Below are 12,981 nucleotides of genomic sequence, written 5' to 3'. Positions count from 1 at the left end.
ATGGAAAATGTGGTCGAATTGCAGGAATCAGAGGAGCAGGAATTATATGAACACCTCAAAATAATTGTAGATAAGGGGCAATCTTTGCTTCGGATCGATAAATTTTTGATGGTGCGTGTAGAAAATGCCTCGCGTAACCGTATTCAGAATGCAATTGATGCAGGCAATGTATTGGTTAATCAAAAACAGATAAAATCAAGCTATAAGGTTAAACCTTTTGATGAAATCTCTATTGTTTTGCCTCATCCACCACGCGATACGGAGGTTTACCCGGAAGATTTGCCGCTTGATATTATTTATGAAGATAGCGATCTCCTAGTGGTAAATAAAGCCGCCGGAATGGTGGTGCACCCCGGCTTTAACAATTATACAGGAACCCTGGTTAATGCTTTGGCCTTCCATTTTGAACAACTTCCCCAGCTACCGGGTAATGATGGCCGGCCAGGTTTGGTACACCGGATTGATAAAGATACCTCAGGTTTATTACTCATCAGTAAAAATGAAAAGTCGATTACGCATTTGGCCAGGCAGTTTTTTGATCACAGCATTACCCGTAAATATATTGCGCTGGTTTGGGGCGATATCGAAAATGATGGCACGGTAACGGGCTACATCGGACGAAGTGTGAAAGATCGCCGTGTGATGGATATTTACGATGATGAAGAGAAAGGAAAATGGTCTGTAACGCATTATAAAGTGTTAAAACGCCTGGGTTACGTAACCTTGGTTAGTTGCGAGCTGGAAACTGGTCGCACACACCAGATCAGGGCGCACATGCAACACATCGGCCATCCTTTATTTAACGATGCCATGTATGGTGGCGATAAGATTTTAAAGGGAACTACGTTTAATAAATACAAGCAGTTTGTAGATAATTGTTTTGAATTATTGCCCCGCCAGGCATTACATGCACAAAGTTTAGGTTTTATCCACCCAACCACAAAAGAATACATGTACTTCGAATCCCCTTTGCCACCCGATTTTAAAGCTGGTTTAACCAAATGGGAAAATTATATCGTTACATCATAACATATGCTTAACGAGTACCTTATATTTAATGATGAATTTCATGCTGCAGATGCTCCTGTTCTGACAGCTTCGAACAGAAGTTTCAAATTTGGAGACGGGCTGTTCGAAAGTATGCGCATGATCAATAATAAACTGCAATTTGCCGATTTGCACGCCGATAGGCTTACTGCAGGTATGAAAGTGTTGAAAATTGACGGTCATGCCCTTATGGACGATTATTTTTTGCGCCAGAAAACGGCCGATCTTACCAAAAGAAATAAATGGAACGGCAATGTACGCTTTCGCCTTTCGGTTTACAGGGGCGGAGCAGGGGTTTATACCCCCGAAATTAATAAAGCAGGTTATGTTTTGGAGGGAATTCCCTTAAAAGCATCCACATATGAGTTAAACAGCAAAGGTTTGATCATTGATGTGTTCGACGAGATAACCAAACCCGTAAACAAGCTCTCCAATTTTAAAACATCCAATGCGCTGCTTTATGTAATGGCCGGAATTTTTAAAAGTCAAAACCGTTTGGATGAAGCAATGATTTTAAACCAATATGGTTTTCTTTGCGAAAGCATCAGTGCCAATGTTTTTGTGGTGTATAATAAACAGATTTATACCCCATCATTGGCTGAAGGTTGCGTAAGTGGAGTGATGCGTACCGCGATTATGCAATTGTGTAAAATGAACGATATGCCTTTGGTTGAAGCACAGATTAATCCAGAAATTTTAAAAGAAGCAGAAGAAGTTTTTATTACCAATGCTACACAAGGCATTCAATGGGTGATGGGTTACGGCAGGAAACGTTATTTCAATGAGGTTTCGAAGTTCTTGATCGAAAAGCTGAATGGTATTTAGTTCTTTGGTTCATTAGTGGTTGCTCTTCTACTCCGCTACCATTAGCAGGCTTTAGTAATGCGGTCGTTATTGCGTGGGATGAAGCAATCTTTCCTGCTAATTACCTTAAGGATAAATTGCTTGACTTAAATAGTCCTCGTTTGAAACGAGGATTTTAGAGGTACGCATTTGCAATGCGAAAATATTCCTTTAGGAGCAATAGAATCGCTTTACTCGTACATCCTCGTTACAAACGAGGACGTTATAGCCTGAAAAAGCCTTCTCAGCAATGACGATACCCAAAGGATATTCATTTCCTTAAAATCATGTCACTTATATTGATTTTTACCCAAATAGTCCTCGTTTGTAACGAGGATTTTAGAGGTACGCATTTGCAATGCGAAATAATTCCTTTAGGAGCGATAGAATCGCTTTACTCGTACATCCTCGTTACAAACGAGGACGATATAGCCTAAAAAAGCCTTCTCAGCAATGACGATACCCAAGGGATATTCATTTCCTTAAAATCATGTCACTTATATTGATTTTTACTTAAATAGTCCTCGTTTGTAACGAGGATTTTAGAGGTACGCATTTGCAATGCGAAAATAATTCCTTTAGGAGCGATAGAATCGCTTTACTCGTACATCCTCGTTATAAACGAGGACGATATAGCCTAAAATAGCCTTCTCAGCAATGACGATACCCAAAGGATATTCATTTCCTTAAAATCATGTTACCTCCGTGCTTTCTGTGTTTCCGTGGCAAACTGAGCTGTAAATCTGTGGTTAAAATCCTTCGAATGCCAAATACCTTTACAACCGCATTCCCCTTAAAAAATCCTCAATCAACATCCGTTTCTTACCTTCGTACTGAATATCCAGAAGATTTATAAAACCATCTTTTGCAGCAAACTTAAGGTAAGTTTTACCATCTGTTAAAAAGCCACCGGCGGCAATTCCAGGTTCTTTATCTTCTATTTCTGCTTTAAATACCTTTAAATTTTTATCGTTTAGTAGAGTAAAAGCCGTAGGGTAAGGACTTAAACCACGAATTAAATTATGGATGCGCTGTGCAGTATTGTTCCAATCAATTTTGCAGTCTTCTTTAAAAATTTTAGGTGCATGTTTTAGTTCGCCGCTTTGTGGTTGCGGCTGTTCGTTTACATCTCCTGCTTCAATTGCATGTAGGGTTTTTACTAAAAGTTTAGCTCCAATAACCATCAGTTTATCGTGTAAATCGCCAGCGGTATCGTTATCTGCAATGGCAACACTATCGCTAAGGATAATATCACCGGTATCAATTTCCTCCTTAAGAAAAAAGGTAGTTACACCACTTTCTTTTTCACCATTTATAATGGCATGGTTAATTGGTGCAGCCCCTCTATATTGAGGTAACAATGAACCATGTAAATTTATGGTGCCTTTAGCAGGCATGCTCCATACCACTACAGGCAACATTCTAAAGGCAACCACTACTTGTAAATCAGCCTGGTACGACCTTAATTCTTCAATAAACTCAGGGTTTTTAAGTTTTTCTGGTTGCAGAACAGGAATCCCTTTTTCTACAGCATATTTTTTTACAGCACTTTCATTCATTTTCTGTCCGCGGCCGGCAGGTTTATCTGGAGCAGTAACCACTGCAACTACATCGAAATTGGCTTGAACTAAAGCATCTAAAGAAGCTACAGCGAAATCGGGCGTACCCATAAAAACTATTTTCATATGAAAGTGTTGTGTTTCTAAAAAATAACGTGACTACCCGCGTTAAAGTTTTGCAAAATAACTAAAAATAAACCCATACTTACAGGCAAAAATGGTACAAGGCAAAGATGTTGTTAAAGCAAGTGGATTGGTATATGTAACTGATACTATGCCTGGGATTTACCGGAAAGGGAAACCGGGAAAATTCCATTACGAAGATAAGAATGGCGATAAAATCACTGATGAAAAGCACCTCGACAGAATTAAAGCACTCGTTATTCCGCCTGCATGGCAAAATGTATGGATAGCCAATAAACCCAATGCCTACTTACAGGTTACGGGGATTGATGCTGCGGGCAGGAAGCAGTATAGGTACCATGCAAAATGGACCAGCCGCAGATCGGAAGATAAGTATTTTCGCTTGCTTGAATTTGGAAAAGCATTGCCCAATGCACGTAAAAACCTGGAAAAAGACCTCCGCAGAAAAGATTTCGACGAACGCAAAGTTTTAGCGATCTCAGTAGATGTACTTCAAAAAACGTTAATCCGTGTAGGTAACGAGAGTTATAAGCAGCTTTATGGCTCATTCGGACTTACAACCCTTCGCGATAAGCACGTTAAAATAGAAGGCAGTAAAATAACCATGGATTTTGTGGGTAAAAAAGGGGTACAGCAAAAGGTTGAACTGAATGATAGATCGCTTGCCAAAATGGTGAAAAAATGCAGGGATATTCCTGGTCAGGAACTTTTCCAGTTTTACTCAAACGGTAAAGAACATAAAAGCATTGATTCTGGCAAAATAAACGCCTACATTAAAGAAATTACCGGAGATGATTTTACCGCTAAAGATTTTAGAACCTGGGGAGGTACCCTTGAGGCTTTGCGCCAATTTTCCAAATGCAGTATAGACGAGCATTTAAGTTTGAATTCGAAAAAAGCTATTGTTTCTGTTTTGGATTGTGTGGCCAAAAAACTGGGAAATACAAGAGCCGTATGTAAAAGTTCGTACGTATATCCTTTACTGCTTACCGCTTACGAAAATAATGAGCTTGGTAAATACATGAAAAAAATGAATAACAATAAAGAACTGGGTAAATTGGGTTTAGCACATGATGAAAAAGTTTTATTGTCGTTTTTAAAATCAAATACTAAATAGAAAACCCATTATATTTGTTTTTTTATCCCCCATATGCAAATTAACCTTGACGATAACGCTACTATTTTTTACACCTTAATTGAAGAATCTCCGATGCCAATTGGCCTTTATATCGGAGAAAAGATGGTTATAAAAGTAGCCAACAAGGCAATTCTTAAAGCGTGGGGGCGAGAGCGTGATGTTATAGGGCAAGAACTTGCCATTGCTTTGCCAGAGCTGGAAGGTCAGCCTTTTTTAGAGATTTTACAAAATGTTCGCCAAACCGGCATTGCTTACGAAACAAAAGAAGACCGCGTAATGCTGATCATTAACGGCATACTCCAAACTTTTTACTTCGATTTTATTTACAAACCTTTAAAAGATGAAGAAGGCAATGTTTGGGGGATTCTTAATAATGCTACAGATGTTACCGAATTGGTAAATGCCAGGTTAAAAGTAAAAGCAAGTGAAGAACTGTTTCGCAAAATGATTTTGGATGCGCCCGTAGCCATTGGAATTTTAAAGGGCGAAAACTTTGTTATTGAGCAGGCAAATGCAGACCTACTAAAATTGTGGGGCAAAACGGAAGATGTAATCAGTAAAGATTTAATAGATGGTTTGCCCGAACTTAAAGGGCAGCCTTTTCATGATTTGCTTACCAATGTTTACACTACCGGGGTTGCCCACTATGGTTACGAAACCATGGCGAGGATAGAGCGTGAGGGCACCTTACAAGATTGTTATTTCAATTTTGTTTATGATCCAATCCGCGATCAGCACAACACAGTTACCGGAATTATGGTGGTGGCCAATGAGATTACCTCCCTGGTAACTTCGCGGATGGAGATGGCTAAAAGTGAAGCGCGTTTTAGAAATTTATTGCTCGATACACCAATGGCCACAGGTTATTACGAAACCGAAGATATTATTATTTCTTTAGCCAATGATGAAATGCTACAGTTTTGGGGTAAAGATAAAAGTGTACTTGGAAAACCGATGGAAGATGCCATACCGGAGTTAAAAGGGCAACCCTTTGTTGATATCCTCAAAGAAGTATATAGAACCGGAGTTCCATATCATGCCGACCAACAGGAAGCTATATTGCCTGTAGATGGTAAGCTGCAAAAACTATGGTTTAATTTTACTTATAAACCTTTACGAAATGCGGATGGTGAAGTTTACGCCATTTTACATGCCGCAATGGACGTAACCAAACAGGTGCAGCTTCAGCAACAGAAAGATGAGTTTTTAGGCATTGCAAGCCATGAGTTGAAAACACCCGTTACCAGTATTAAGGCCTATACCCAGGTGTTGGAAAAAATGATCAGGAATGAAGGTGATGATAAAAAGGCCGCAATGGTGCACAAAATGGACCTTCAGTTAAACCGCTTAACTGGTTTAATTGGTGATTTGCTTGATGTAACCAAAATTCAATCCGGTAAAATGACCTTTAATCCTACAAAATTCGATTTCGATCAGGCGGTGACAGAGATTGTTGATGAAATGCAGCACATTACTTCCAAACACCGTATTACAGTTGATTTAAAAAGTAATGGTATAGTTTACTTTGATCGCGAACGTATTGGGCAGGTAATTACCAACTTTTTATCAAATGCCATTAAATATTCTACAGATGCCAACCAGATTGATGTAATTACCTATACGCAGCATAATCAAGTGATTTTAAGTGTGCGCGATTATGGTATCGGAATTTCCAAAGCACTACAACACCTGGTTTTCGATCAGTTTTATCGCGTAGGCGGCAATCTACAACATACCTACCCAGGCTTAGGCCTTGGATTGTATATTTCTTCAGAAATTATTAAAAATGAAGGTGGCAGAATTTGGGTGGAGAGCGAAGAAGGTAAAGGTTCTACTTTTTCTTTTGCATTGAAAATTTAAGTAGAACCATAAATTATTCTTTTGGTGCTTTTTTAATCGGATGAACAGGTTGCTCTTCCAGTTCTCGCTGCTTAGCAGGATCATTGGTTTTAGGTGCCTTATTTGGCGTACTGTCGTTTTCTTTTCTAACCGTTTTATGGTCAACTGGTTCTCTGCCTTTTGGCACCTCTTCCTGGTAATTGCTTCCAGGTTTATCACTTTTAACTTTCGGACCGCTCATAACTAAATTATTGAGTTTAAATGATTGAATGGCACAGTGCCTATCAATTATCTATAACAACAAACCTCTTTCGGTTAAGTTTGAAAAGAATTGCCAGCGCAATTTAAGGATTACTTCTTCTGCCATTCAAGCTCTCAAACATTCAACTCTTAATCATAAAGTAAATATTTTTTACGCATCGTTTTGTAAGCACTTAAGCCAGGTTCCCAGCTTGCCCTGATTTCTTCCTCGCTTTTTCCATCAATTACCTGTTGCCTAAAATCGGCCACACCAACCAATCTCTCAATAGTTCCCATCTCTTTACTCAGTTTGCTGTTAAAGAAATCTTCTTTTCTTGGCGATGCATTATACAATTCAATTAACCAACTGATGTTTACCTGCTTTGATTTTACAAGTATTGAGGTGTCGTAATTTCTTAAATCCAGGCCATAACATACCTGATCCTGAAATAATGGTGTTTCCGACATGCCTTTTATACTTTTTGGCGTAAAACTGAAATCGAATTTACCTTTTAAATAAGGTGCGCCAACCACAGTAAAAGGAAACATTGTTCCGCGGCCATGGTTTAAATAAGTGCCCTCAAATAAACAGGTAGAAGGATAAAGTAAAATGGATTGCTGTGTGTTTAAGTTCGGAGAAGGTTTAACAGGCAAAGTATATTCCATGTCGTGGTTATAATTGGCATTTTTGATGATCGTGATTTTACATTTCACTTTATCTTTTAACCAGCCTTCGCCATTCAACATTTGTGCATATTCGCCCACAGTTAAGCCGTGTGCAATTGGAATGGGTTGTACGCCGATACCTGATTTAAACTTAGGATCTAATATTGGGCCATCAATTAAATAGCCGTTCGGATTAGGGCGATCTAATATCAATAAGGTTTTATTGTTTACCGCGCAGGCTTCCATTACGTGCTGCAAAGTATTTATGTACGTGTAAAAGCGTACGCCCACATCCTGAATATCAAAAACCATTATATCAATATCCGCCAAATCCTCTGCAGTAGGGGTACTGTGCTTACCATAAAGCGAAATGGCTTTTATGCCTGTTTTGGTATCTACATCGTCATTAACGGTAACACCTGCGCTTGCATTGCCCCTAAACCCATGTTCAGGGCCAAATATTTTCTGAATTTTTACGCCAAGTTTTAATAGGCTGTCAACCGAAGTTTCTGTGCCGATAACCGAGGTTGGATTTACCACCATGCCAACCCGCTTTCCTTTTAAAATAGAGAGGTATTTTTCGGTTTGTTCGGCACCTGTTTTTAAGGTTGATGGAAGCTTAACACTCCTGATCATCAATTTCCTGTTTTCAGGGCTTTTTTTGCCAAGCACTTCCTGCTCCAGTGGTTTTGGCTGTCCGCAGGCCGATAATGCAATTAAACTGGTTAAAGCAAAGCTGATGTAGTTTTTCATATTCAGTAATTCTTATCTTTCGGTATTATAACAAAACAATTTACCCAATATTTTGATTGATGCTATGGTACCGGCTCATTATAACTTGATGAAGGATCTTTAAAGTTGGTTATTTATTTTTTAAAATGCCATTTTTTAAAAGGAATTGAGCATTTTTGTTACTTAACAAATAGATTAAATTGAATTTCGAATATTTCATAGCAGGGCGGATAGCCATTAAATCTGAACGTACTTTTTCAAAACTGATTGTTCGCATTGCAATAGCAGGGGTAATGTTGAGTTTGGCTGTTATGATTCTTTCAATCGCCATTATTAAAGGTTTTAAAACAGAAATTCAGGATAAGGTGAGGGGCTATTTGGGCGATGTGCAGATTACCCGCTATGATTTGAACAATTCTTTTGAACATTCGCCTTTTGTGCTTGATGCCGAAACGCAGAAAATGCTTAAAACCAATAGTGATATAGAATATTATTATCCATTTGCTACCAAACCAGCCATCCTTTCGGCCAATAATGAAATAGAAGGGATTAATTTTAAAGGTGTAGATAAAAATTATAAGTGGGATTACATTAAACAGCACATCATCAGCGGCACAATTATCGATTTTGCAGATAGTACCGCTGCCATGCAGGAACTTTTAATCTCCAATTATACAGCCAACCGGCTAAAGCTCAAAACTGGCGATGATTTTATCATGTATTTTGTTCAGAATCAGTTACGCCCGCGTAAATTTAAAATTGTAGGCATTTATGATATTGGTGTAGAAGATATCGACAAGGGTTTTGTACTGGGCAACCTGAATATAATTAAACGCTTAAATAATTGGAATGCCAACGAAATTGGCGGCATAGAGATCAGGATTAAAGATTTTAACAGACTTAAACCCATTGCTGATCAAATTTACGAAGGGCTACCACGTAATTTACGTTCTTATTCTATTGAAGAAAATTTCCCTAATATTTTTACCTGGTTAGGATTACTGGATGTAAATACCAATGTGCTGTTAATTTTAATGCTTATTGTTGGCGTAATTAACATGGTAACGGCATTACTCATCATGATTTTAGAGAAAACAAATATGATTGGTATGTTAAAATCTTTTGGGGCTACTAACTGGAGCATCATGAAGATTTTTCTCTACAATGCAGCTTATCTAATTGGTATCGGTCTTTTGCTTGGTAATATATTAGGCTTAGGCCTTGGTTTTTTACAGCAATCAACACATATTTTTAAACTTAACCAGGCCTCTTATTTTCTGGCTTACGCACCAATAGAATTTCATTTTATTGATGTGCTGTTGCTTAACGTGGTTACAGTGGTGGTATGTTTAACCGTTTTGATCATCCCTTCACTATTAATAAGTAAGGTTTCTCCATTGAAGGCCATCAGGTTTAAATAGCGTGAAGTAAAAAACTTGGGTCATCGAACAGATCAATTTTCGATGCCCAAGCAAACCTAAACCTAAAATCTTGTTAACTCAACCTTTACCGTCTGTGCAGTATTCTCTTCTCGAAAACTAACTTCTATTAATTTGATTACGTAATTCACTCCGTTAATTTTCAATTTGGCTGTAGCACCTATGGTACCGCAATCTCCTTTACATAAAATGATCTCCTGCTCAGTATTACCTGATTTCAGCTTGAAATAGGTTTGCGTTGAACTAGGACCAATACAAAAAGCACTTGATGTACAACGGCTATCGTTTATTTTTGTCAATATTAAATTGGCTTCATCAATCTGCTTTGAGGTATTTATTTCGAAAGAATAACCAGTGGTGGTTCCTTCCGTTTTCTTTTTACAACCAAAAGCTAATGCCGAGAGGATAATGATGGAGAGTATTAAATTTTTCATATATAAGAGTTTAATTTGTTCTTTTTAAAATGTATTCGTATTCCAGCGTAGCATAAGATGTAGCCGGAGATAAATCTGTTTTTGTTTTACTTTTTCTTCTGAGCGTTAAATCTACGCCACTGCTTCTGATATCGTATTCGCCATTTAAAATCATGTTCCAATCGAAATCTGCTGTCCAAATGCCTTCATCAGTAAAATAACCCGTTCCATTTTCGAAAGTATAAGTTCCTTTGCCTCCGTAGGGTTTAAGATTCGAATTGGCGTTAGGCATGATGTTAAACCTGCCATCTTTTAAGGTAATTGAAATCGGTCGGGTTTCAGGTACAGATTTTACGCTGTTGGTAATTACTAAAACACCTGTATAATGGCCATCCAATAGCACATCGACTGTTGTTGCTTTTTTACAGCCAAAAGATAGCAGTGCAAGAGCAAATAAAAGAATACAGATTTGGACTTTCATACCCTTTAAACGTGGGCCGAAGTAAAAACGCTACAGTTAAAGTAAAATCCACTGTGTAGCCTCGCCATGGATAAACTCTGTACGGGGTGCTAAATTAAGGTAAGGGTAAGTAACCTTGGAAAGGTATAAGCCTGTAGGGTGGGCGGGTAATGATAGTTTAGCAGCCTTTAACGTAATCAGCTCACTCTCAAATTCATCAAAACTTAGTTCTCCTTTACCAACCATTAATAATTTGCCCATTATAATGCGGATCATTTTACCTAAAAAGCGGTTGCTCGCAATATGGAACCTGAACCTATCACCTTTTGGATTTACAAATAAAGCAGCTTCCATTACATTACAAATGGTATGTTCGTATTTATCCGGATGGGTGCAAAAAGCCCTGTAATCTTTGTACTGAGGTAAAAGTGCTACAACAGCTTTCATTTTATCAAAATCGAGATTATTAACTTGATAAAATGAACTTTGTGTGCTGAGGAAAGGATCTTTATAAGTATGAACAAAATAGTCGTATTTCCGTTGAACGGCATCGAAGCGGGCATGAGGTTTACCTTCCATTTTCATAATGTCGAACACGGCAATGTTATATGGCAATGCTTTGTTGAGGATATAAAGCAGATCAAAAGTGATTTCTTTTTCGATATCAGCATGGAAGAAAAACTGACTGGCATGCACATGCGCATCGGTGCGCCCGCAACCATTAATGGCAATCGGCGTTTTTAAAATTTTTGAAAGTGTTTGTTCAATAACTTCCTGAACGCTTTTAACCCCTGGCTGTTTTTGCCATCCACTAAAATACTGACCCTGATAGGCGATGTGAAAGAAATACCTCATTTTTCTGCTGCAATTTTACGGAAATTTTAGCAGCAGGAATATTAAATCCTATTTTTGCCTTTTAAATTTTAATCATGGATGTAATAACCTGTCCCTGTGGGAGTGGATTAACCTTTAAGCAATGTTGCCAGCCTTATCATTTAAAAATGAAGCCAGCGCCCACGGCAGAGGCTTTAATGCGCTCAAGGTATTCGGCATTTGTGGTGGCCGATGCGGATTATCTTTTCCAAACTACGCATGAAAGTAAAAGAAAAAATCATTCGAAAAACGCGTATTTAAACAGCGCAAAAAATACCAGATGGCTTAAACTCGAAATTGTATTTTCGGACTTTGATGTGGTTGAGTTTAAAGCTTTTTACCTGAATAAGAAGTTTGAAACTGAGGTATTGCACGAAAAATCGAATTTCAGACTGGAAGATGGGAAATGGTATTATGTAGATGGTGAATATTACTCATAACAAGAACTCGCTAATATTATCTGGCGTAATTACTTTGGTATTTACATTTTCATAAGCACCTAAAAATGTTTTCGGAAACTTTACAGTAGATTTTGGATTCCACTTAATTTCATAAGCATTCATTAGCCCGTTTCTTTCTTCAATATAATCTATTTCCTGTTGTGCATGAGTGCGCCAAAAATATTGGTTGCAGTTAATCTGTTTGTATGCAAGAAACTTAACCCTTTCGCTAATTACAAAGTTTTCCCAAAGTGCACCAATGTCCTGTCGTAATACTGCAGGACTGAATTGATTAATTACTGCATTTCTGATTCCATTATCGTAAAAGTATATTTTTCTGCTTTTCTTTAACTCATTCCTTAAATTACGGCTTAAAGATCCCAATCTGAATACAATAAATGCTTTTTCAAGCAGGTCGATATATTTTTCAGTTGTTTGGTTATCCAATCCTGCCAATTGGCCTAACTCGTTATACGATACCTCATTCCCAACCTGAAAAGCCAGTGCCTGAATTAATCTTTCCATTTTATCCGGTTTTTGTATTTTTTCCCAGATTAAAATATCCTTATAAAGGTAACTGTCTGATAATTGCTTCAACCTGATTTCTTCTCCACCCGGATTATTTACAATTTCAGGATAGTAGCCATAAACAAGGCGGTGATTTAATAGTCTTTTTTCAGTAAGTAAGCCATGTTCTTCTACCATTTCTCCAAATGAAAAGGGAAACATATGGTATTCCCATTTTCTTCCAGTAAGCGGTTCATTAATATGGTTGGCAAGTTCAAATGCTGATGAACCTGTGGCGATTACTTTTATATCTTTAAGCTGGTCGATAATTAATTTAATCGATATACCAATATTATCAATCCTTTGTGCCTCATCTATTACCAGTGTTTTTGATTTCCCTAAAAGCGCACGTAATGAAGTAGACGTGGTATTGGTTAGTATTGTTCTAACATCTGCATCATCTCCATTCCACCACATAATCTGTTTAGCAAATTTTGGCGACAATTGATGAAGCAACGTGCTTTTTCCAACTTGCCTGGGGCCTAAAAGGATGATCGCTTTTTCATCTTTAAGGTGTTTTTCGATAGAATCCGAAATTACTCTTGAAATCATAATCGCAAATTTAATATAAATTTTGCGAT

13 protein-coding genes are annotated in these 12,981 nt (G+C 37.9%); 6 read left to right on the top strand and 7 right to left on the bottom strand.

What is annotated here, in order from left to right:
* Both ASE74_RS07340 and ASE74_RS07335 read left to right on the top strand, forming a co-directional pair.
* Complete coding sequence (locus ASE74_RS07340; protein ID WP_055906650.1) at positions 1-1,029, top strand: RluA family pseudouridine synthase; 1,029 nt, start codon at positions 1-3, stop codon at positions 1,027-1,029.
* Between the two features lie 3 nt (positions 1,030-1,032).
* Positions 1,033-1,872, top strand: coding sequence for an aminotransferase class IV (locus tag ASE74_RS07335; protein WP_055906372.1), 840 nt, complete (start codon positions 1,033-1,035; stop codon positions 1,870-1,872).
* A gap of 794 nt (positions 1,873-2,666) precedes the next feature.
* Here ASE74_RS07335 and fmt read toward each other — a convergent pair.
* Positions 2,667-3,575: a methionyl-tRNA formyltransferase gene (gene fmt / locus ASE74_RS07330; RefSeq protein ID WP_082458681.1), complete on the bottom strand. Its 909-nt coding sequence runs from the start codon at positions 3,573-3,575 to the stop codon at positions 2,667-2,669.
* Positions 3,576-3,666: 91 nt separating this feature from the next.
* Between fmt and ASE74_RS07325 the strand changes: the two genes are divergently transcribed.
* Together ASE74_RS07325 and ASE74_RS07320 are read left to right on the top strand one after the other, a co-directional pair.
* On the top strand, positions 3,667-4,710 hold the full coding sequence (locus ASE74_RS07325; protein ID WP_055906366.1) for a DNA topoisomerase IB: 1,044 nt from the start codon (positions 3,667-3,669) through the stop codon (positions 4,708-4,710).
* A 33-nt stretch (positions 4,711-4,743) separates the two neighbouring features.
* Entirely contained in the window at positions 4,744-6,591 is a 1,848-nt protein-coding gene (locus tag ASE74_RS07320; RefSeq protein ID WP_055906361.1) for an ATP-binding protein, read from the top strand.
* Between the two features lie 13 nt (positions 6,592-6,604).
* On the opposite strand, the gene ASE74_RS07315 is transcribed toward ASE74_RS07320, so the two are convergent.
* Both ASE74_RS07315 and ASE74_RS07310 read right to left on the bottom strand, forming a co-directional pair.
* Complete coding sequence (locus ASE74_RS07315) at positions 6,605-6,811, bottom strand: hypothetical protein (protein WP_055906358.1); 207 nt, start codon at positions 6,809-6,811, stop codon at positions 6,605-6,607.
* A 149-nt stretch (positions 6,812-6,960) separates the two neighbouring features.
* Positions 6,961-8,229: an exo-beta-N-acetylmuramidase NamZ domain-containing protein gene (locus tag ASE74_RS07310; protein ID WP_055906355.1), complete on the bottom strand. Its 1,269-nt coding sequence runs from the start codon at positions 8,227-8,229 to the stop codon at positions 6,961-6,963.
* Between the two features lie 179 nt (positions 8,230-8,408).
* Between ASE74_RS07310 and ASE74_RS07305 the strand changes: the two genes are divergently transcribed.
* Complete coding sequence (locus ASE74_RS07305; protein WP_055906352.1) at positions 8,409-9,629, top strand: FtsX-like permease family protein; 1,221 nt, start codon at positions 8,409-8,411, stop codon at positions 9,627-9,629.
* 62 nt (positions 9,630-9,691) lie between these two features.
* Here ASE74_RS07305 and ASE74_RS07300 read toward each other — a convergent pair whose 3' ends face one another.
* From ASE74_RS07300 to ASE74_RS07290, 3 genes are read right to left on the bottom strand one after another with little or no spacing between them, the layout of a single operon-like run.
* Complete coding sequence (locus ASE74_RS07300; RefSeq protein WP_055906350.1) at positions 9,692-10,081, bottom strand: hypothetical protein; 390 nt, start codon at positions 10,079-10,081, stop codon at positions 9,692-9,694.
* A 10-nt stretch (positions 10,082-10,091) separates the two neighbouring features.
* Entirely contained in the window at positions 10,092-10,541 is a 450-nt protein-coding gene (locus tag ASE74_RS07295; protein ID WP_055906347.1) for a hypothetical protein, read from the bottom strand.
* Between the two features lie 36 nt (positions 10,542-10,577).
* Positions 10,578-11,375 (bottom strand): tRNA pseudouridine(38-40) synthase TruA, encoded by a 798-nt coding sequence (locus tag ASE74_RS07290; RefSeq protein ID WP_055906344.1) that lies wholly within the window; start codon positions 11,373-11,375, stop codon positions 10,578-10,580.
* Positions 11,376-11,449: 74 nt separating this feature from the next.
* Between ASE74_RS07290 and ASE74_RS07285 the strand changes: the two genes are divergently transcribed.
* Positions 11,450-11,833 (top strand): YchJ family protein, encoded by a 384-nt coding sequence (locus ASE74_RS07285; RefSeq protein WP_055906341.1) that lies wholly within the window; start codon positions 11,450-11,452, stop codon positions 11,831-11,833.
* On the opposite strand, the gene ASE74_RS07280 is transcribed toward ASE74_RS07285, so the two are convergent.
* Positions 11,828-12,952, bottom strand: coding sequence for an ATP-binding protein (locus tag ASE74_RS07280; RefSeq protein WP_055906339.1), 1,125 nt, complete (start codon positions 12,950-12,952; stop codon positions 11,828-11,830). The genes ASE74_RS07285 and ASE74_RS07280 overlap by 6 nt on opposite strands.
* Positions 12,953-12,981: the final 29 nt, after the last annotated feature.

Source organism: Pedobacter sp. Leaf216 (assembly GCF_001421515.1).
Lineage (GTDB): Bacteria > Bacteroidota > Bacteroidia > Sphingobacteriales > Sphingobacteriaceae > Pedobacter.
This window is presented reverse-complemented; position numbering and strand designations above follow the sequence as displayed.